The following is a 19,438-nucleotide window of genomic DNA, read 5'->3' on the forward strand; positions in this document are numbered from 1 at the left end:
CGCCCGTCGGGAACCCGGCGGCAACAGCGGCGGCCGCGGCCTCGCTGCCGGGGGCGCTCGGGACCACGGCGACGCACAAGGCGGGCGCGCCCGCGGTGGCCGTCCCCGCACCGCGCCGAGCAGTGCCCGCGCCCGTGCCCGTCCCCTTCCCGGACCCCGAGCCTGCCGGGCCGCGCCCGGGGGCGCCGGCCACGCTGGACCCGCGGAAGGCGGCGCTGGCCCTGCCCGTGCCGCTGGTGGACGCGGGCGATCCCAACGCCGGTTTCCTGGCGGGCCTGCTGGCCTCCGCGCCGGCCGACCTGCTGGGCGCGCTGGGCTCGGCCCCGGCCGACTCCGCCGAGCTGCGGCTGCGGGAGCTGCGGGCCCGGCTGGAGCTGGGCGAACCGGGCGCGGCCGGGGCGGCCCTGGAGGAGCTGGAAGAGCTGTACCCCGACGATTGGCGGGTCGTGTGGGCCCGCGGGGTCGCCTCCCTGGCCGCCGGCGAGGACGAGATGGCGGCCCTGTCCTTCGACGCCATCTACGACGCCTTCCCGGGCGAGCCGGCGCCGAAGCTGGCGCTCGGGCTGTGCGCGGAGGTGCTGGGGCAGCTGGACAACGCGGCCGACTACTACCGCCTGGTGTGGGCCACGGACCCGGGCTTCGTCAGCGCGGCGTTCGGGCTGGCCCGGGTGCAACTGGCCGCCGGGGACCGGACCGGAGCCGTGGACACGCTGGAATCCGTGCCCGAGGCCTCGATCCACCACACCGCCGCCCGGGTGGCGGCCGTACGGGCACGCCTGCGCGACCGGGCTCCGCAGGAGGAGCTGCTGCCCGACCTGGCGTCGGCTGCCGCGCAGGTGGAGGCGCTGGAGCGGTTCGGGCTGGACTCGGTACGGCACGTCCGGCTGTCGACGGAAGTTCTGGGCGCGGCCCTGGACTGGGTACTGTCGGGTAGCCGGGGTTCCGAACCCGGCCGGACCTCGCTGCTCGGCAGTCAACTGGACGAACGGGGCCTGCGCTTCGGCTTGGAGCGCTCGTACCGCGTGCTCGCACGGCTGGCGCAGCAGGGCGAGGAGAGGATCGAACTGGTGGAGCGGGCAAACCGTTTCCGTCCCCGGACGTGGGTGTGATTGATGTCGAAGCATCGGCTGTCTGGCTGCCCGAGCTGCGCGGAGCCCCTGGAAGAGGGTGACCGTTTCTGCGGCTTCTGCGGCCAAGCCGTCCCGTCCTCGCCCCAGTCCGTCTCCCGCCCCACCCTCCCCATCACCCCGCCCCCGCCGGGTCCGGCTCGCGCCCCGGCGGGCGGGTACGGCAGCGCGGCCGCGCCGGGGTGGGGCAGCGTGAGCGCGGCGGCCCCGACGCTGGTCGAGGGGCCGGACGGCTGGTCCGACACCCCCGCGGCCGAGGACCCGTACGGTGACGGCGGCCCGCCGGCCATGGCCTCGGGCCACGAGCCGGCGTACGGCAGCGGCCCGGGCAGCGGCGACGGGGGCGCGGGAAGCGGAGGCCCGCAGGGTCCGGCCCCCGCCCGCGAGGCCCAGTACCCCACGCCCCCGGCGCACGAGCCCCCGTACGGCGGCACCAGCAGCGGCAGCGGCAGCGCGCGGTACGACCTCCCCGCCGGTACGGCCCCGGAGGGGCCCGGCGGGGCGGCGCCCGCGGAGGACCCCGGCAAGACGTGCGTCGCCTGCCGCGCCGGGCGGGTCGACACCGACGGCTACTGCGAGCACTGCGGCCACGCCCAGCCGAGGGAGCGGGACCACCTCGAAGAGGAGCTCGGCAGCGTCGCCGCCGTCAGCGACCGCGGGCTGCGCCACCACCGCAACGAGGACTCCTTCGCCGTGGCGGCCACCGCCCTGCCCGACGGCTCGGCCGCCACCGTGGCCATCGTCTGCGACGGGGTCTCCTCGGCCAGCCGCCCCGACGAGGCGTCGGCCGCCGCGGCCGCCGCCGCCAACGAGGCGCTGCTCGAGGCGCTGCCCCGCGGCGCCCACCCCCAGGAGGCCATGCACGAGGCGATCCTGGCGGCGGCCGCCGCCGTGAACGCCCTGGCCCCCGAGGTCCCCGGCGCCCAGAACGCCCCGGCCTGCACCCTGGTCGGGGCCGTCGTCAGCGGCGGGCTGCTGACCATCGGCTGGGTCGGCGACAGCCGCGCGTACTGGGTACCGGACGACCGCGCCGCCCTCCCCCGGCGCCTCACCGAGGACGACTCCTGGGCCGCCCAGATGGTCGCGGCCGGCCTGATGGGCGAGGCCGAGGCCTACGCCGACGTCCGCGCCCACGCCATCACCGGCTGGCTCGGCGCCGACGCCTACGAACTCGAACCGCACACCGCCACCTTCAAGCCGGACCACGACGGCGTGGTGGTGGTCTGCACGGACGGCCTGTGGAACTACGCCGAATCCGCCCGCGACATGGCCCAGGTACTGCCCGAGGACGCCGCGGCCCGCCCCCTGCACAGCGCGCAGGTCCTGGTGGGGCACGCCCTCGACGGCGGCGGACACGACAACGTCACCGTGGCCGTGGTGCCGTTCGCCGCCCACCCGGACGCGGCTGCCGGAGCACATCCGCAACCGGAATCGCCATCACAAGCGGAAGCGGAACCGCGCCCCCAGGTCTGACCAGCCTGCCCCCAGCCCCCGAGGAGTCCAACCGATGGCGAACTTCGCCAAGCCGAGCGCCCCGCGCTTCAGCGTGGAGGTGTACCAGAACGAGTTCCTCCCCGAGGGCGGCCGCGACGTCCACGCCATCGTCACCGTCACCTCGACCGGCGGCGCCACCGCCACCCGCGCCCCCGCGGACCGGGGCGGCGCCGCCGTCGTGATCATGGTCGACTGCTCGGGATCCATGGAGTACCCGCCGGCGAAGATGCGCGGCGCCCGCGAGGCCACCGCCGCCGCCATCGACACCCTGCGCGACGGCACCGCCTTCGCCGTGATCGCCGGCACCCACGTGGCCAAGGAGGTCTACCCCGGCCAGGGCCGCCTCGCCACCGCCGACCCGGCCACCCGCGCCCAGGCCAAGGAGGCCCTGCGCGGCCTCGCTTCCGGCGGCGGCACCGCCATCGGCACCTGGCTGCGCCTCGCCGACGGCCTGCTGCGCCAGGCCCCCGCCGCCATCCGCCACGGGATCCTGCTCACCGACGGGCGCAACGAACACGAGGAAGCGGCGGTGCTCCGCGCCACCCTCGAAGCCTGCGCCGGCCGCTTCACCTGCGACGCCCGCGGGGTGGGCACCGACTGGGAGGTCAAGGAGGTCACCGGCATCGCGAGCGCGCTGCTCGGCACCGCCGACATCGTGGCCGACCCGGCCCACCTCACCGAGGACTTCACGCGCATGATGGAGAACGTCATGGGCAAGGAGGTCGCGGACGTCTCGCTGCGCCTGTGGACCCCGGTCGGCGTGGAGATCCAGTACGTCAAGCAGGTCTCGCCCGCCGTCCGGGACCTGACCGCCCGCCGCACGGAGGCGGGCCCTCGCGCCGGGGACTACCTGACCGGGTCGTGGGGCGACGAGTCCCGCGAGTACCACGTGTGCGTACGGGTCCCCACCGCGGCCGTCGGGCAGGAAATGCTGGCCGCCCGGGCCACCTTGGTCATGCCGGGCGCGGCGGGCGAACCGCCCGCCGCGCTCGCTCAAGGACTGGTCCGCGCGGTGTGGACGGACGACCTGGCCGCCTCCACCGCCATCAACCCGCAGGTCGCCCACTACACCGGCCAAGCGGAACTCGCACAAGTCATCCAACAGGGGCTGGAAGCGCGCAAACTGGGTGATGTCGGCGGCGCCACCGCCAAACTCGGCAGGGCCGTACAGCTCGCGAGCGCCTCGGGGAACGCGGACACGGCGAAACTGCTGGCGAAGGTGGTGGATGTCGTCGACGCGGCGGCGGGTACTGTGCGGCTGAAGGCGAAGGTCGCCGATGCCGACGAGATGACTCTTGACACGCGTTCGACCCAGACCGTCCGAGTGAAAAAGAACTGACGACAGAGAAGAAGACCTGACGCGATGACGCAGGGAGAAGGGGGAAGCGCCGCCATGCCGACCTGCCCGAACGGGCACCAGTCCGCCTCCGACGACTGGTGCGAGGTCTGCGGCCACCGCATGGCCGCTCCCACGGGTGCGCCCGCGGCGCCCTCCTACGGCTACGGCTACCCTCCCACCGCCGGTGAGCCCACCGCCCAGGCCGAGCTCTGCCCGCAGTGCCGGACCCCGCGCGAGGCGATGGCCCCGTTCTGCGAGGAGTGCCGGTACAACTTCCTGACCCGTACGGCGACTTCGTACGCGCCGCTCGCGCCGGAGGCCGGCCACGGCCCGGGCCGCGCCGCGGGGGCCGTCGGGACGCCGGGTCCGCCGCCCCCGCCGCCGGTCGCGCCGCCCGCTCCGCCGGCGTACTCGCAGGACCACTTCGAGTACCAGGGCTCGCGGCCCTCCCGGGTCAACCGCCCGGCCGAGCCGCTGCAGCGCGAGGACGACTGGCTGCTGCCGCCCCCGGCGCACGAGCAGCCCGGACACCAGCAGCACGCGCAACAGCAGCAGCAACAGCAACAGCAACAGCAACAGCAACAGCAACAGGAATACCAGCAGCCCCGCTACCAGCAGCAGCCCCCGCCGCCCCCGCAGCAGCAGTACCAGCCCTTCCCCTCCCAGCAGCAGGGCGGCGGCGCCTGGAGCGCGACGATCGGCCCCGACCGCTCGTACTTCACGGCGATGATGCAGCGCAGCGGCCCCGAGGCGGCGGGCCTCAACCTGCCCGCCTACTCCCCGGAGCAGCACCTCCCGCTCTCGGGCGGCCAGATCACCATCGGCCGCCGCCGCGCCTCCACGGGCGAGTCCCCGGACATCGACCTGTCGGTGCCGCCGGAGGACCCGGGCGTCTCGCACCAGCACGCGGTGCTCGTCCAGCAGCCCGACGGCGGCTGGGCCGTGGTGGACCAGAACTCCACCAACGGCACCACCATCAACGACGGCGAGGACCCGATCCAGCCCTACGTCCCGGTCCCCCTCGCCGACGGCGACCGGGTCCACGTGGGGGCCTGGACCACGATCACCGTCCGCCGCGGCTAGACGGGCCTGCCCGGCCTAGGGTTCCGACCGGGTTTCCTCCCCCAGGGGCCATACGTACGGCCCCTGGGGGTCGTCGAGCCACGACCACTGCCCCTCGCCGCTGACGGTGACCCCGAAGCGCTCGCGGGACGGCCGGTCCTCGCGCCGCCACAGGTCCAGCGCCTCCCGCGGGTGCAGCGCGCCCGCGGTCAGCAGCAGCATGAACTGGAAGCGTTCGTTCTCGACCATCTCGTACGGGAGCCCCTGCGGCAGGCCGAACGCTCCGGGCGCCGCCGCCGTGGCCCCGCGCAGGGGCACGAAGTACGCCGAGGTGTGCAGGAAGCGGCCCTCCGCCAGGTCCGCGTCCCGGACGGTCAGCGCGATCAGCCCCGTCGACAGCGGCGCCAGGATCCGCGCCCCCGGCCGGCACTGCCCCAGCCACGCGTACGGGATCAGCGGCAGCGTGCACGTCACCAGGATCCGGTCGAAGGGGGCTCGGGAGGGACAGCCGCGCGCCCCGTCCCCGGTGACCACGGCCGGCCGGTAGCCGAGCAGGGCCAGATGGGCGCGGGCGGCCTCGGTGATCTCCTCGTCCAGGTCCACGGTGGTGACCAGGTCCTCGCCGAGCCGGTGGCAGAGCAGGGCGGCGTTGTAGCCGGTGCCCGCGCCGATCTCCAGCACGTTGTCCCCGTCGCGCACCTCCAGCGATTCCAGCATCTTCGCCATCAGCGAGGGCTGACTGCTGGAGGAGACCAGCTCGCCGTCGCGCAGCCGGGTGGCGAGCGGGGCGTCCCGGTACACCCCGCGCAGCCAGCGGGCCCGCCGCTCCGGGTCCGGGTCCTCGGCCCACAGCCGCTCGTTGCCCGCTCCGCGGCCGGTGAAGAAGTACGGGACGAACAGGTGCCGGGGCACGGCGGTGAAGGCCGCCCGCCAGGCCGGGTCGTTCAGCGCCCCGGCGGCGATCAGCTCCCGTACCTGGGCGGCGTGCGCGGTCTCCCGCACGTCGCGTACCCCGGCTTGCCCGGCTTGTGCGCCCATGCCTCCACTGTGCTGCGCGCGCCGTTCCCGTGCGACCTCGGGGGCCGCCGGGGAAGTCCTAGGACCCCGGTCCTCCGTCCGGGCGTCTGAGACGATGGTCGGGTGAATGAGATTCCGCGGGGCACGGTTCAGGAGCAGACGTTCTACGAGCAGGTGGGCGGCGAGGACACCTTCCGCCGCCTCGTCCACCGGTTCTACCAGGGGGTCGCCGAGGACCCGCTGCTGCGCCCGATGTACCCGGAGGGGGACCTGGGGCCCGCGGAGGACCGCTTCGCGCTGTTCCTGATGCAGTACTGGGGCGGCCCGAACACGTACAGCGAGAACCGCGGCCACCCGCGCCTGCGCATGCGCCACGCGCCGTTCCAGGTGGACTCCGCGGCGCACGACGCGTGGCTGGGCCACATGCGGGTCGCGGTGGACGAGCTGGGCCTCGCGCCGGAGCACGAAGCGCAGCTGTGGCGTTACCTGACGTACGCGGCGGCATCGATGATCAACACCGCCGGCTAGTGCTGCGGCCGCGGCACTAGTGCTGGACGGGCACTGGAGGGCTGCTACAGCGGGCTGACCTGGAGCGCGCCGAGACCGCCGACACGGCCGGGCCGGCGCATGGCGACCGAGCCGTACGGGGTGCGCAGGCGCAGCCAGCTCCCGGAGGCGAGCAGCGCCACCGGGTCGGGGGCGCCGGGCGCGGTGGCGGGGGCGGCGGGCACGGTGGACCGTACCGGCCTCAGGAAGCCCAGGGACTGCGCGGCGTGCACGGCCCGCAGCGGGAGCTCCGTGTCGCCGAGGGTGCGCGACCAGATCTCGCGGCCGATGCGGTCGCGCTCGGTGCGGGTCCTGTGCTGCGGGGGCAGGGCCTCGTCACGGGCCCGGAACTCGGCCACGGCGGCCGCCACGGCCTCGCCGATCGCGTCGGGGCCGGGCAGCCCGGGGACCTGCTGCCAGCCGCCGCGCGGCGGGAGCACCCCGGCCCAGGCGGGTCCGGTGACCGGCGCGGGCACGGCGGCGAGCGCCGAGGCCTCCTCGACGGACTCCAGCAGCTCGCCGGCGGACACGGTCAGGTCCAGCGGCACGGCCACGGGCGCGGCGAGCCGCACCGTGCGGATGGCCAGCACCTCGAAGGACGGTGGCCGCCCGAAGACGGCGAGCGCGCCGCCGCCGGCCTGGAGGCGGACGGCGGCGGCGCGGTCGTAGTGCAGCAGCCGGCCCAGGAACGCGGCGAGGTCCGCCGCCTCCCCGGAGTCGGCGAAATGCAGCCGGTCGGGGCGCCCGCTCATGCCGCGAGGCTCCCTTGCGCGCTCTTGCGGCCCTTGGACTCGGCCGCCGGCCCGTCGAGATACTCCTCGAGGAAGAGCTTCTCCTCGGCCGTGATGCGGCGGGGCCGCCCCTCGGCGAGGTTGTACGGCACGACCACGGTCTCGGCGCGCACGTACACCGTCTCCGGCGCGTCCTCGGTCGCCTCGTCCTTGACCTCGTAGCGGATGGTCAGGGACGCGGCGCCTATCCGGGTCACCCAGGACTCGATGAGCACCGGCTCGTGGCGGTGCACGAGGGGCAGCTTGTAGTCGATCTCGTGGCGGGCCACGACGGAACCGCCCGTGAAGGACTCACTGCCCTCCCCCGGCGCGAGGCGGAACATGAAGTCGATCCGCGCCTCCTCCAGATAGCGGAGGAAGACGACGTTGTTGACGTGCCCGAAGGCATCCATGTCCGCCCAGCGCAGGGGGCACCGGTAGTGGTGTCTGGCCATGATGTCGGCCTCAGCCTCGGGTGAGCTTCTTGTAGGTGGCACGGTGCGGACGCGCCGCGTCCGCACCCAGACGCTCGATCTTGTTCTTCTCGTACGACTCGAAGTTGCCCTCGAACCAGTACCACTTGGACTCGCCCTCGTACGCCAGGATGTGCGTGGCGACTCGGTCGAGGAACCAGCGGTCGTGGGAGATGACCACGGCCGCACCGGGGAACTCCAGCAGCGCGTTCTCGAGCGAGGACAGGGTCTCGACGTCGAGGTCGTTGGTGGGCTCGTCGAGGAGCAGCAGGTTGCCGCCCTCCTTGAGCGTCAGCGCCAGGTTGAGGCGGTTGCGCTCACCACCGGACAGGACGCCGGCCGGCTTCTGCTGGTCCGGGCCCTTGAAGCCGAAGGCGCTGACGTACGCGCGGGACGGCATCTCGACCTGGCCGACGTTGATGTAGTCCAGCTCGTCCGACACGACCGCCCAGAGGGTCTTCTTGGGGTCGATGTTGGCGCGGGACTGGTCGACGTAGGAGATCTTGACGGTCTCGCCGACCTTGATGGCGCCGGAGTCCGGCGTCTCCAGGCCCTGGATCATCTTGAAGAGCGTGGTCTTGCCGGCGCCGTTCGGGCCGATGATGCCGACGATGCCGTTGCGCGGCAGCGTGAAGGACAGGTCGTCGATGAGGACCTTGTCGCCGAACGCCTTGGAGAGGTTGTTGACCTCGACCACGATCGAGCCCAGACGCGGGCCCGGCGGGATCTGGATCTCCTCGAAGTCGAGCTTGCGCATCTTGTCCGCTTCGGCCGCCATCTCCTCGTAGCGGGCGAGACGGGCCTTGGACTTGGTCTGGCGGCCCTTGGCGTTGGAGCGGACCCACTCCAGCTCTTCCTTGAGGCGCTTCTGGCGCTTCTCGTCCTTGCGGCCCTCGACCTTGAGGCGGGTCGCCTTCTTCTCCAGGTACGTGGAGTAGTTGCCCTCGTAGGGCAGCGCGCGGCCGCGGTCGAGCTCGAGGATCCACTCGGCGACGTTGTTCAGGAAGTACCGGTCGTGGGTGACGGCGACCACGGCGCCCGCGTACTTCGAGAGGTGCTGCTCCAGCCAGTTCACCGACTCGGCGTCGAGGTGGTTGGTGGGCTCGTCGAGGAGGAGCAGGTCCGGGGCCTCGATCAGCAGCTTGCAGAGCGCTACGCGGCGCTTCTCGCCACCGGAGAGGTTGGTGACCGCCCAGTCGCCGGGGGGGCAGCCCAGGGCGTCCATGGCCTGCTCCAGCTGGGCGTCGAGGTCCCAGGCGTTGGAGTGGTCCAGGTCCTCCTGGAGCTTGCCCATCTCGTCGAGGAGCGCGTCCGAGTAGTCGGTCGCCATCAGCTCGGCGACCTCGTTGAAGCGGTGGAGCTTCTTCATGGTGTCGGCGGCGCCGTCCTGGACGTTCTCCAGGACGGTCTTCGACTCGTCGAGCTTGGGCTCCTGCATGAGGATGCCGACGGTGAAGCCGGGCGAGAGGTACGCCTCGCCGTTGGACGGCTGCTCCAGGCCCGCCATGATCTTCAGAACGGTGGACTTACCGGCGCCGTTCGGGCCGACCACACCGATCTTCGCGCCGGGCAGGAAGTTCAGGGTGACGTCATCAAGAATCACCTTGTCGCCGTGCGCCTTGCGCGTCTTGCGCATGGTGTAGATGAACTCAGCCAAGAGAAACCGTCCGGCAGATCGATGGGTGGGCAGATACACCCCATCTTGCCGTACGTCCATCCCCCGGGGGAAACCCGAATGGTCTCAGGCCCCTGCGCCGGGGACGTCCGCGGGGCCCGGATTCCGGGCCCCGACAGGCATCGGCGGCCCCCGACCGCCGGTGCGAACGCGAAGGCGGCGCCGCCCGGCAGCGCCGCCCGCGGGCGCGAGGTCGGCGGGGGCGGGGTCAGCGGGGGCGGTAGACGGTCAGGGCGTCCGGGAGCTCGTCGAGGACCAGGGCGGCGGGGGCGGGGGCGTATTCGCCGTCGTAGGCGAGCGGGGTGTCTGCCGGGATGTCGCCCACGCGCAGGCTGCGCAGCCGCGTGGCCACGTGGACGGGGGAACGCGTCAGCGGGCCCGCCAGGGCGGCGGCCAGCAGCCGGGGGCCGGGGCGGCCGCCGCCGAGGACGAGGCGGACGTCGAGCAGGCCCTCGCCCAGGCTGGCGCGACGCCGGGGGGTGGGGCCGGTGCCCTGGTAGGTGCCGTTGCCGGCGAAGAGCAGCCATACGCTCCGGGGCCGGCCGGCCAGCCGCAGCCGTACGGGGCGCTGGGCGCGCACCACCCGCCAGGCCGCCAGCAGTGCGGCGGGCCCGCCGCCGATCCGGGGTGCCCACCGCAGGCGGTGGCCCAGCAGCTCCGGGTAGGCGCCGATGCTGAAGTTGTTCAGGAAGTACCCGGGACGGTTCCCCTGCGGCCCGGGGGTGAAGCGGCCCACCCCGACGTGTACGGCGTGTCCGGCCGCCACGGCGCGGCAGGTGTCCTCGGTTCCGGCGAGGCCGAGGTCCAGCGCGAAGTGGTTGAGCGTGCCCCCGGGGAACACCGCGAGCGGGATCCCGGCCCGCAGCGCGGCGCCGGCGGCGGCGTTGACGGTGCCGTCGCCGCCGCAAACCCCCAGCACGGTGGCCCGGGAGGCCGCCGCCTCGAGCTCGGCGGCCAGCTCCGACCCCTCACACTCGACCAGCTCGGCCTTGGGCAGCCGCTCGCGCAGTACGTCGAGCCCCGCGGCCGCGGCCGTCCCCGACCCGCTGTTCACCACCACGGTGAGCCCGTCCCCGTCGGGCAGCGCGGGCGCCCCGGCCGCCGTCCGCTCGTGGCCCGGAACGACCCGGGCCTGCTCGGCGCCCCGCGCGAGGCGGCGTACGAGGAACCCCGCGGCCACCCCGTACGCCGCGCCCGCGAGCACGTCGGAGGGGTAGTGCACCCCGGTGTAGACCCGGGAGAACGCCACGGAGGCGGCCACCGGGGCCACCACGGCGCCCCAGCCCGGGGACTCCAGCGCCAGCCCGGCGGTGAAGGCGAACGCCGACGCCGAGTGCCCCGACGGGAAGGAGGTGGTCCGGGGCTGCACCACTGCCCGGCGCACCGCGGGCACCCCGTCCAGCAGCGGCCGCGGCCGGCGCACGGACCACTTGCCGACGGTGTTGATGGTCGCGGAGGCCAGCGCCAGCGACGCGGCCCCGCGCACGGCGGCCTTGCGGGCCCCGGCCGAGCCGACGATGGCGATCCCGGCGGCGGCCGCGCCCCACAGCACCCCGTGGTTGGCGGCCCGCCCGAGCCGGGGCAGCACCCGGTCGGCCCCGGGCCAGTGCCGCCGGGCCACCGCGTCGAACAACTGCCGGTCCCACCGGGCGAAGGCGCCCCGCAAGGTCAATTCCTGTTCAGCCATCTCGAGCGCTTACCCGCACTCACGGATCCGGAATCAGGACGGCCGCCCCCCTACTCCGACTCCTCCTCCAGCGGACGCTTGCGCAGCAGGAGCACCACCAGACCGCCCAGGACCACCAGGCCCACCGCCAGGGAGGCGATGAACGGCGTGGCCGCCGAGCTGCCGCTCGTGGCCAGGCGCTCCTCGGAGGTGTCGGGCGATCCCTGGGCGGCAGGCCCGCCCGGCGCCGCCAGTGCCGCAGCGGCGGCCGCATTCCCGCTCGCGCCGGAGGTGGTACCCGAGGTGGTGCCCGAGTCCGCGCCCGCCGTGGTGCCGATCGGGGTCGCGGTGGGCCGCGGCCACACCGCCGTCGCCCTGGCCGCCGTGGCGGACTCGCTGGAGCCCGCCACGATCTGGGCCTGGGCCGGCACCCCGCTGGTGAAGACCCGGCCCACCGGCACCCTCGTCGAGCCGTGGACGGTGACCGAGGCGGCTCCGTCCGGGGTGCCCGCGGGCACCTCGAAGTACAGCCGGCTGCCATTGACGGCGGTGTCGACCGGACGCCCTTCGGCGTCCACCACCCGCACCCCCATGGCCACCGCCGCGGCATCGGGGGTCACGCTCACGCTCTGGGCTCCCGTCCGTACGGTGACCGGCCCGAGCCGCGTGCCCACCGGACCCGACACGTCCCCGGGGTCCAGCCCCAGCGACGCCGGCGGCTCCGGCAGCCGTCCCGCCTCCCGCTGCAGGTAGTCGGCCAGCTTCTCCGCCGCCGGGTCCGCGGCCTCCACCTGTACGCCGTCCGCCAGCCGCCAGATCGCCACCTGGGTGCCGGCCGCCGCGCTCTCCGCGGTGAGCGCCCCGGCCCCGGCCGCCTTGGCGAGCCCGGCCAGGTCGTTCAGCTGCGGGTAGGAGTGCTCCAGGACCCAGCGGATCCGCCCCGCCTCGCCGTTTCCGGCGAGCGGGCTGCCGCTCCAGCCGCTCTCCGCGTACCGGGCCTGGGGCTGCGCGTTGCCCGCGAATCCGACTCCGTACGTCTGGAGCATCCCGCCGCCGTCGACCCGCATCTCGTACAGCCCGGCCGGGATCTGGCGCACCGATCCGTCGCCGCCGCGCAGGACCGCCTGCCCGTACGTCTTCAGCCCGTCCAGCACGGCGCTCGCGCCCTCCAGTGCCCGGGATGCCCCCGGGTCGCTGTCGGCGGCCGCCCGGGCACCCGGCGCGGCGGCGAGCGCCGCGGCGAGCAGCGCCACCGCCAGCGGCCGCCGCGCGCAGGCCCGGACGACAGACGTGACGGACACCGGCCCAGGAGACGGAAGGCGGGCCGAAGCTGGAGGCGGAGTAGAAGCCTGGTCAAGAACCGGAACAGGAGCGGAGTCAGGAGCGGAGTCAGGAGCGGAGTCAGGAGCGGAGTCAGGAGCGGAGAATGCGGGAACGGCAATCGACACAGTCTTCCCCTTCGGGCCGAAGGCCCAGGTGCCCGTGAGTACCGGGGAATCCTATCCGGCTCGAACACTCAGACCACCGCCGCCTTCTGAGTGGCCATCAGCGGAATATCCGTCTTGACGATCCGTCGGAACGCGGCCGTCCCCCGGTTGAGGTCGTGCCCGATGGCGGTCGCCTCGATGTCCGCCGAGAACCACCGGTTGCCCTCCCCGTCGGGAGGGTTCTCGCGCACCCGCAACCGCCCGAACACCACGAGCGGTTCGCCGACCGAGACGGAGCCCGCGAGGTTCAGCGCGAGGGTGCGCCGCGCCCACACGGTGTAAAAGCTGGTGGGCCCGTCCGCCCACGCCTCTTTGCGGCGGTCGAAGTACCGCGGTGTCACGGCGAAGCGGAACCTCGCCGACGGTCCGGCCGGCGTCTCCCTGTAGTCGATCTGCGTCGCCACGTGACCCACCAGCGTCACCTGGGTGTCATTCATCCCGGCCGCCCTCCCCGGGCCCGGGCCGCGGCTGAAGTCCGCGCCCCGCACCCGTGCTCCGTACCCGCACGGACCATCCGCACGAGGTACGACCATGCTGGGCCGGTGCGCCCGAGCCCGCTCGGGCCTGTGGACTACTGGCGGGTTGTGGACAACTTGTTCCCCCCTGCGGCCACCGCCCCGTACTGCTCCCGCACCTCCCGGTAGCGCAGCAGCTCCGCCGCCACCGGCTCCAGCACCCGGGCCCGGCCGCACCCGGCCGCGGCCTGCCGCAGCCGCCGCTCCGCGTCCTGTCCGTACCGCCTGGCCGGCCCCCTGGCCGCGATCGAGCAGGCCCATTCCACCAGCGGCCCGCCGATGATGCCCGCCACCATCAGCAGCACCGGCGGCATCAGGCTCGGCTCCAGGACCCCGACGATCTGCCCGACCAGCCACAGCCCGCCGTAGATCTGGAGCAGCGTCATGGCCGCCTGCGCCAGGACCGCCGCCGGCCACCACGTGGGCCGCGGCGGCTTGGCGCTGGGCACCGCTACCGCCGCGCCGAGCGTCACCGCGATCTCGTCCAGCGCCTCCGGGAGCCGGTCGGCCCCGCGCACCGCCGTCTCCCGTACCGCCTGCGCCCAGGGCTGGGGCAGGCCGGCGGCCGCCTCGTCGGCGACCGTCCGTACCGCCTGCTCCACGCGCTGGCGGGCCGTCACCTCCTCCTCGACCGGCGCCTCCCCCGGGCCCGTGCCCCGGCCGCCGAGCGCCGCCAGGGCTGCCAGCCCGGCCAGCGTGCGCGGGGCGCGCCGGCTCTCGTACCAACGCCACAGCCGCAGCCACGGCGTCCCGCAGGCCTTGCCGGCATTGCGCCGCCAGGCCCGCTCGGCGGCGAGCCCGGCCGCGTACGCCCCGACCGCCTCGGCGAGCCGGTCCTCGAACTCGGCGCGCGCGGTCTCCCCGATCTCCGGCCCCGGGTGCCCGTCGGCGACGTAGAGCGGCTGCAGGCGCACGGCGGCCCGGTCGACGTCGGCGGCGATCCGCCGGGTCGCGGCGCCCCTCTCCTGGGTGAACTGTCCGAGCATCTCGCGCAGTTCCCCGACGCCTTCACCCGTCAGGGCGGACAGTCCGAGCACCGTGGCCCCGGGCTCGCCGTGCTCGCCGAGCGCGATCCCGTCGTCGTCCAGCAGCCTGCGCAGGTCGTCCAGTACGAGGTCCGCCGATTCGCCGGGCAGCCGGTCCACCTGGTTCAGCACGACGAAGGTCACCTCCGCGTGCCCGGCCAGCGGGCGCAGGTACTTCTCGTGCAGCACGGCGTCGGCGTACTTCTCCGGGTCCACCACCCACACCACCGCGTCGACCAGGGCCAGCACCCGGTCCACGTGGTCCCGGTGCGCGCGGACCGCCGAATCCAGGTCGGGCAGGTCCACCAGGACCATCCCGCGCAGCGCATCGGCATCGGAGGTCTCGCGGGGCCGGCGCCGCAGCCGGCCGGGGATCTCGAGGCGGTCGAGCAGCCCGGCGGCCCCGTCCGACCAACTGCACGCGATCGGCGCCGCAGTCGTGGGCCTGCGCAGTCCCGTTTCGGAAATCTGCACCCCCGCGAGTGAATTGAAGAGGGTGGACTTGCCGCTTCCGGTGGCTCCGGCGATGGCGACGACCGTGTGCTGCGCCGACAGTCCGCGCCGCGCCGCCGCCTCGTCCAGGACCCGCCCGGCCTCGGCGAGGGTCTTGCCGTCGAGCCGGGTCCGGGACAGGCCGACGAGCTGGCGCAGCGCGTCCAGACGCATCCGCAGCGCCTGGCCCTCGGGACTGAGCGGGGGCGCGGGGGCCTTGCCGCCGTCGTCGCCCGCTCCGGAGACGGCCCGCACGAGAGCGTCGTCGCTCTCGTCGTCGCCGAAACCGGGCTCCCGGTCGAGGGGCCGCGGGCGCGAGCGTGCGATGAATCCGTCGTCCCAGCGGTCGTCGGTGCGGTCGGTCAAGGCGGTCACCGTGTCACCTCTCCTTCTGCAGTAGGGACAGCGCGGCGATCAGCTCGGCCTGTGGTTCCGGGGACACTTCGAGCGCCTCCAGCGGGGCGAGCCGGCGGTCGCGCTCGGCGCGCAGCACCTGGTCGAGGTGCTCGCCGACCAGCTCGCCGCCGCGGTCGCGCAACCGCAGGGCGGCCTGTACGCCGATCCGTTCCGCGAGCTTCTCCCCCGCCGGGCGGGCCCGCTTGCCGCCGAGCAGAGCGGCGACCAGCAGGGCGGCGACGCCGTCGGGGTCGGGTGCGGGCTGCTTGCCGAGCCGCGCGACCTCTTCCTCGGCGAGTTCCTCCAGCACGCGCCGCCAGCGGCGTACGGCCATGCCGATACGTTCCGCCGCCTCGCGATCCGGTGCGGGCAGCGGCACCGCCCCGGCGGCCGGCTCGCGCCGCCAGGCCTCGGCGATCCGCTCGTCGGCGGCGGCGACCGCGCACTGCAGGAGCGCCGCCAGGGACTCCGCGAGGGAGTCCAGCAGTTCGTCCGCGCTGGTGTCGAGCGGGTAGCCGCGCCAGCGGGTCAGCGCGTCCCCGGCGAGTACGGCGCCGTGGTCGAGCCGGTTGCGCACCCGCCTGCCTTCCTTCTTGTACGCGTCCTCGACGGCCGAAGTCAGCCGTACGGCGGCGGCGTGCTGGGCGGCGACGGCGGAGGCGAGCTCCGGCATCCGCCGCGCGAGGGAGTCCAGCGCTCCGAGCGCGGTCCGCCCGACGGCGTACTGGCGGGCGGCCGGATCCTGGGCGTGGTGGGCGAGCCAGGCGGCGAGCGGCGCGACGGCGCTGGCCGGCAGCAGCCCGCCTCCGCCGGCCGATTCGGGCAGCTCCGGCACCGTGAACCGCGGTACGTCGCCCAGCCCGGCCCGCGTGAGCAGCGCTCCGTACTGCCGCGAGACCTCGGCGAGGACCTGGTGCGGGACCCGGTCGAGGACGGTGATCAGGGTGGCCTTGTACTGCTTGGCGGTGCGCAGCAGGTGCCAGGGCACGGCGTCGGCGTACCGCGAGGCGGTGGTGACCATGACCCAGACGTCGGCGGCGCAGATGAGTTCGGCGGCGAGTGTCCGGTTCTCGACCACGAGGGAGTCGATGTCGGGGGCGTCGAGGATGGCGAGCCCGCGGGGCAGGGAGGAGACGGTCTCGATCCGCAGCTCACGGGTGGAGTGGTTCAGGGGCCCGCGCGGGGCGGTCCTCTTCGGATGCGGAACGCGCTCCTCCTCCCCCTGGGGGACCCAGACCCGCATCAGGTCGGGGAGCACCCGCATGCCGGCGAACCAGTGGTGGTCATCCGGGTGGCAGACGAGCACCGGCGTGCGCGTGGTCGGGCGCAGTACGCCGGCTTCGCTGACCTGCCGTCCGACGAGGGAGTTGACGAGGGTGGACTTGCCGGCCCCGGTGGACCCGCCGACAACGGCGAGCAGGGGCGCCTCGGGCGCCTTCAGCCGGGGTACGAGGTAGTCGTCGAGCTGCGCGAGCAGCTCGGCTCTGGTCTGGCGCGCGCGGGGGGCGCCGGGCAGGGGCAGCGGCAGACGCACGGACGCGACCCGGTCGCGCAGGGCGGACAGGGCATCGAGCAGCTGAGGCCGAACATCCAAGGTCACCACATGCGAAGAATGCCCAATTTGGGACCATTTTTGAAGCTTATACGTCCTCTGCGCGCCGACCGCGACTCCAGTGGGACATTGCGGGCACGACGGACGAGTGGGGCGCAGGCATAACGAGTGCACAACACCCAGGGCGGCGCGGCGCAAAAGCGATGCGAGAATCGCACCTGCCTGCGATTATCGGGACCGCTTCACCGAACCTCCACATCGTGGCACGCGGGTGAAGCAACCGGGACAAGGCGGCCGGAGCCCTATCCTTGACCCGGCACGGACCACAGTCCCACCCCCACCAAGGGGCTCCAGGCCACCACGGCCACCTTCCGGCCCCCGTAGCTCAGTGGATAGAGCAGGTGCCTTCTAAGCACTTGGCCGCAGGTTCGAGTCCTGCCGGGGGCACCACACTTCCACCCCTCCAAGCCCTCCCTCGTGGAGGGCTTTCCTGCAGGTCAGAGGCACCCTAGCGGGACTGGTGTAGCACCGCCGTAAGCCCCGGGAGCAGCCTCGCGCGGGTCCGGCGCCGTCCGGCCGCCACCGGGTTTCCGCCGGCGGCCACGGAGATGGCCCGGTGAATTCCTCTGCGGCATCCGGTCCGCCTCCGGCGCTTCGCGGAGGTCGCCGTCACCCTCGGCCCGCCGCTCGGGACCGGCGCCTCGACCGGCGACACATCGGGCATATCCGGCGGGCGGCGCCGCGACGCGACTCCCCGCCCGGCGCGCAGCCCGCGCCGACGGCACCCCGTCATTCAGCCAGTTCGTTCGCCGGAGCCGGACAGGCGCGGCGCCTGCCTCGCCGCCGGTCCCGCCGCCGGCGGTCCGGCGCTTTCCCACCGCGGGGCGGGTGCTGTACGTATGAGAAGTTCACCCTATTGGTCTCCCGGCTGCCGCCGAGCGCTCAACTCTGCCCGCCGGACAGGCGCAGCGCAGGCGCAGCCGGCAGATCACCGCGTCCGTGTCAGGCCGGACGGCGTGGGCCACGACGGCACCGCGCTGGTTCTGCAGCAGCCGCTGCCACAGCCGCTCCGGTTCGGCCTCCGCGATGAGCTTCATCGCCAACGAACCCGACAACCGGGACGACGGCGAGTACCGGCTCAAGAAGCAGCAGATCCGCGCGGACATGACACGGCCGTCCCGCCCGACAGGGGGGTGTCGGACGGGACGGGGAGTGGGGAGAGGACGGTTCCGGGCACGTGGATCACGCGGCGGGGGCGTCCTCCGGGGAGACACCGAAGACCTTGACGGCCTGGTAGTAGGTCCAGGCGGTGCCGTCGCAGGAGGTCTTCTTGGCGCCCGAGTACTGCGTGCAGACGCGCTTGAGGTCCGAATAGAACATGTCGTCCAGCCGGGACTTGGCCGCCGAGAACTCACCTGCCGCCTTGTAGTTGCGGTAGCCGAAGTCGTGGCGGGCGCAGGCCGTCTGGAAGGGGAAGCCGAACGGGTTGTCCGGGGAGGTCGTGCAGTAGTCCGTCGACCAGTCGAAGCCGTACGCCGACCAGGCGCCCTGACTGCCGCGGGCCGCGACCCAGGAGTTGTAGCTGGCGGCGCTCCCTTGCGTCCAGTTGCTCAGCACCTGCGGCTTGTCCGCGGGGGCCGCCGAGGCGGGGGTCGCGAAGACGAGCACACCGGCCGCGGCGGCGGACGCGAGAACGGGGGCGAGGCGACGGCGCATGACATTCCTCCAGGACGGGGCGGGGACGGAGCGGGGTGGGGTGGGGCGGGGTGGGGTGGGGGTGCGGGTGGAGCGGGGGCGGTGCGGCCGCCGCCCGGCCAACTCCCGGCGCGGCGTCTGCTCACACCCTCGGAGCCCGCCATATCGCCGATCCCCACGGCACCTATAACGCGGACCGCCACCCCGGGAGCCGGGGTGGCGGTCCGCTGGAGGCCCAATACCGCTTTCGCTACGGCGTGTTGGCCGGATCTCCGTCCCCGTCCCCGTCCCCGTCCCCGCCCCCGCCCCTGCCCCTGCCGCCGCCCCGGGCGAGCGCGGCCTGGCGGGCGGGCAGGGACGCCTGCACCCGGACCGCGCTGCCGGCCTCCCCCAGGGTCGAGCCGACGTGCGTCTTCACTGGCGAAGGGGAGAACCGGGACTCAGGTATGAGTCGTTGTCACTCTTGGGGTAGAGACGAGGTTGATACTCGGGAGGGACGCGGAAAGAGGCCCGAACGCGAACACTTGTGGGCATGAACCGCCGTCCTCTCGTCATCGCCGCCGCCACCGTGGGAGTGCTCGCCACCGCTGCCTTCGCGCTGCCCAACCTCCCGCCCAACCCCGTGACCGACGCGGTCAACGACCATGTGTTCAAGGAGAAGGGCAAGCGCTTCCAGACCGCGGCCGACGCCCCGACCCGCGGGGAGCCGACATGGGTTCTGCCGTCCTGGATACCCAAGGACGCCACCGATGTACGAATACACGTCCGGACCACCGGGGAGGCCCGGCTGATCCGGTTCAAGCTGGGCGCGACCCCGCTGGACGGCCCGCAGTGCACGGCGGGCACGCCCAAGCAGATGGCGCGGCCGGGGCTGGACGCCAAGTGGTGGCCGCGCGACACCCGGGCCGAGGAGCGGTCCGAGTGCCGGGACTTCCACCAGTACCAGGTCGCGGTGCGCGGCAAGCGGGTCTACGCGTGGACCGACGGGACGCCGTCGCCGGGCGCGAAGACGCAGGACGGCGCCCCGGCTCTGCAGCGTGCGGCGGGCGCCCGCTAGTGCTGTGGCCGGAAAGGTTTGCCGGGTCGCGGTGTCCGGTGCGGTGCATC

General features: G+C 74.1%; 17 protein-coding genes, 1 tRNA gene and 1 pseudogene. 7 read left to right on the forward strand and 12 right to left on the reverse strand.

All coding sequences use genetic code 11. The features are described 5' to 3' along the window. The 4 genes from ACFWBF_RS34510 to ACFWBF_RS34525 form a co-directional block, all read left to right on the forward strand. The coding region (locus tag ACFWBF_RS34510; RefSeq protein WP_385608726.1) for a tetratricopeptide repeat protein at positions 1–1,109 on the forward strand (1,109 nt) is incomplete at its 5' end. Between the two features lie 3 nt (positions 1,110–1,112). Next, positions 1,113–2,600, forward strand: coding sequence for a PP2C family serine/threonine-protein phosphatase (locus ACFWBF_RS34515; RefSeq protein ID WP_385608728.1), 1,488 nt, complete (start codon positions 1,113–1,115; stop codon positions 2,598–2,600). A gap of 34 nt (positions 2,601–2,634) precedes the next feature. Beyond that, on the forward strand, positions 2,635–3,960 hold the full coding sequence (locus tag ACFWBF_RS34520; RefSeq protein ID WP_385608730.1) for a VWA domain-containing protein: 1,326 nt from the start codon (positions 2,635–2,637) through the stop codon (positions 3,958–3,960). A gap of 54 nt (positions 3,961–4,014) precedes the next feature. Next, complete coding sequence (locus ACFWBF_RS34525; RefSeq protein WP_385608754.1) at positions 4,015–5,043, forward strand: FHA domain-containing protein; 1,029 nt, start codon at positions 4,015–4,017, stop codon at positions 5,041–5,043. A 15-nt stretch (positions 5,044–5,058) separates the two neighbouring features. Here the strand turns inward: ACFWBF_RS34525 and ACFWBF_RS34530 are convergent, their stop codons facing one another. Then, entirely contained in the window at positions 5,059–6,060 is a 1,002-nt protein-coding gene (locus ACFWBF_RS34530) for a methyltransferase domain-containing protein (RefSeq protein ID WP_385608732.1), read from the reverse strand. Between the two features lie 102 nt (positions 6,061–6,162). Here ACFWBF_RS34530 and ACFWBF_RS34535 point away from each other — a divergent pair, with 102 nt between their 5' ends. Continuing rightward, positions 6,163–6,567 (forward strand): globin, encoded by a 405-nt coding sequence (locus tag ACFWBF_RS34535; RefSeq protein WP_385220853.1) that lies wholly within the window; start codon positions 6,163–6,165, stop codon positions 6,565–6,567. Between the two features lie 44 nt (positions 6,568–6,611). On the opposite strand, the gene ACFWBF_RS34540 is transcribed toward ACFWBF_RS34535, so the two are convergent. From ACFWBF_RS34540 to ACFWBF_RS34575, 8 genes are all read right to left on the reverse strand, one after another. Beyond that, positions 6,612–7,337 carry a hypothetical protein gene (locus ACFWBF_RS34540; protein WP_385608734.1) on the reverse strand — a complete coding sequence of 242 codons (726 nt, stop codon included), beginning with the start codon at positions 7,335–7,337 and terminating at the stop codon, positions 6,612–6,614. Then, complete coding sequence (locus ACFWBF_RS34545; protein WP_385608736.1) at positions 7,334–7,810, reverse strand: acyl-CoA thioesterase; 477 nt, start codon at positions 7,808–7,810, stop codon at positions 7,334–7,336. The genes ACFWBF_RS34540 and ACFWBF_RS34545 overlap by 4 nt, the downstream gene beginning before the upstream one ends. Before the next feature lie 10 nt (positions 7,811–7,820). After that, positions 7,821–9,485 carry an energy-dependent translational throttle protein EttA gene (gene ettA, locus ACFWBF_RS34550; RefSeq protein ID WP_385608738.1) on the reverse strand — a complete coding sequence of 555 codons (1,665 nt, stop codon included), beginning with the start codon at positions 9,483–9,485 and terminating at the stop codon, positions 7,821–7,823. Between the two features lie 226 nt (positions 9,486–9,711). Next, positions 9,712–11,190: a bifunctional phosphatase PAP2/diacylglycerol kinase family protein gene (locus ACFWBF_RS34555; protein WP_385608740.1), complete on the reverse strand. Its 1,479-nt coding sequence runs from the start codon at positions 11,188–11,190 to the stop codon at positions 9,712–9,714. Positions 11,191–11,240: 50 nt separating this feature from the next. Further along, entirely contained in the window at positions 11,241–12,470 is a 1,230-nt protein-coding gene (locus ACFWBF_RS34560) for a thioester domain-containing protein (RefSeq protein WP_385608742.1), read from the reverse strand. Positions 12,471–12,685: 215 nt separating this feature from the next. Then, positions 12,686–13,093, reverse strand: a complete 408-nt coding sequence (locus ACFWBF_RS34565) for a single-stranded DNA-binding protein (RefSeq protein WP_385608744.1) — start codon at positions 13,091–13,093, stop codon at positions 12,686–12,688. A gap of 134 nt (positions 13,094–13,227) precedes the next feature. Beyond that, on the reverse strand, positions 13,228–15,063 hold the full coding sequence (locus ACFWBF_RS34570; RefSeq protein ID WP_385608746.1) for a GTPase: 1,836 nt from the start codon (positions 15,061–15,063) through the stop codon (positions 13,228–13,230). 4 nt (positions 15,064–15,067) lie between these two features. Next, positions 15,068–16,678: a dynamin family protein gene (locus ACFWBF_RS34575; protein WP_385608756.1), complete on the reverse strand. Its 1,611-nt coding sequence runs from the start codon at positions 16,676–16,678 to the stop codon at positions 15,068–15,070. Between the two features lie 332 nt (positions 16,679–17,010). On the opposite strand from ACFWBF_RS34575, the gene ACFWBF_RS34580 reads away from it, so the two are divergent. Beyond that, positions 17,011–17,086: transfer RNA gene (locus ACFWBF_RS34580), tRNA-Arg, on the forward strand. A 458-nt stretch (positions 17,087–17,544) separates the two neighbouring features. On the opposite strand, the pseudogene ACFWBF_RS34585 reads toward ACFWBF_RS34580, so the two are convergent. From ACFWBF_RS34585 to ACFWBF_RS34595, 3 genes and pseudogenes are all read right to left on the reverse strand, one after another. Next, positions 17,545–17,727 (reverse strand): annotated as a pseudogene (locus ACFWBF_RS34585) (hypothetical protein); the annotation flags it as partial. A gap of 151 nt (positions 17,728–17,878) precedes the next feature. Beyond that, positions 17,879–18,352 carry a phospholipase gene (locus tag ACFWBF_RS34590; RefSeq protein ID WP_385608748.1) on the reverse strand — a complete coding sequence of 158 codons (474 nt, stop codon included), beginning with the start codon at positions 18,350–18,352 and terminating at the stop codon, positions 17,879–17,881. A 229-nt stretch (positions 18,353–18,581) separates the two neighbouring features. Next, positions 18,582–18,749 carry a hypothetical protein gene (locus ACFWBF_RS34595; protein ID WP_385608750.1) on the reverse strand — a complete coding sequence of 56 codons (168 nt, stop codon included), beginning with the start codon at positions 18,747–18,749 and terminating at the stop codon, positions 18,582–18,584. A 114-nt stretch (positions 18,750–18,863) separates the two neighbouring features. Between ACFWBF_RS34595 and ACFWBF_RS34600 the strand changes: the two genes are divergently transcribed. After that, the gene (locus ACFWBF_RS34600) at positions 18,864–19,388 is read left to right on the forward strand and encodes a hypothetical protein (protein WP_385608752.1); all 525 of its coding nucleotides are present in this window, start codon (positions 18,864–18,866) and stop codon (positions 19,386–19,388) included. Positions 19,389–19,438 lie beyond the last annotated feature (50 nt).

The organism is Streptomyces sp. NPDC060028 (assembly GCF_042736725.1).
Classification (GTDB): domain Bacteria; phylum Actinomycetota; class Actinomycetes; order Streptomycetales; family Streptomycetaceae; genus Streptomyces.

What these genes read in the sequence shown, in the direction of transcription:
- ACFWBF_RS34515 (WP_385608728.1), top strand. Translation starts at nt 1,113, where the DNA reads ATGTCGAAGCATCGGCTGTCTGGCTGCCCGAGCTGCGCGGAGCCCCTG.
- ACFWBF_RS34520 (WP_385608730.1), top strand. Translation starts at nt 2,635, where the DNA reads ATGGCGAACTTCGCCAAGCCGAGCGCCCCGCGCTTCAGCGTGGAGGTG.
- ACFWBF_RS34525 (WP_385608754.1), top strand. Translation starts at nt 4,015, where the DNA reads ATGCCGACCTGCCCGAACGGGCACCAGTCCGCCTCCGACGACTGGTGC.
- ACFWBF_RS34530 (WP_385608732.1), bottom strand. Translation starts at nt 6,060, where the DNA reads ATGGGCGCACAAGCCGGGCAAGCCGGGGTACGCGACGTGCGGGAGACC.
- ACFWBF_RS34540 (WP_385608734.1), bottom strand. Translation starts at nt 7,337, where the DNA reads ATGAGCGGGCGCCCCGACCGGCTGCATTTCGCCGACTCCGGGGAGGCG.
- ACFWBF_RS34545 (WP_385608736.1), bottom strand. Translation starts at nt 7,810, where the DNA reads ATGGCCAGACACCACTACCGGTGCCCCCTGCGCTGGGCGGACATGGAT.
- ACFWBF_RS34555 (WP_385608740.1), bottom strand. Translation starts at nt 11,190, where the DNA reads ATGGCTGAACAGGAATTGACCTTGCGGGGCGCCTTCGCCCGGTGGGAC.
- ACFWBF_RS34565 (WP_385608744.1), bottom strand. Translation starts at nt 13,093, where the DNA reads ATGAATGACACCCAGGTGACGCTGGTGGGTCACGTGGCGACGCAGATC.
- ACFWBF_RS34590 (WP_385608748.1), bottom strand. Translation starts at nt 18,352, where the DNA reads ATGCGCCGTCGCCTCGCCCCCGTTCTCGCGTCCGCCGCCGCGGCCGGT.
- ACFWBF_RS34600 (WP_385608752.1), top strand. Translation starts at nt 18,864, where the DNA reads ATGAACCGCCGTCCTCTCGTCATCGCCGCCGCCACCGTGGGAGTGCTC.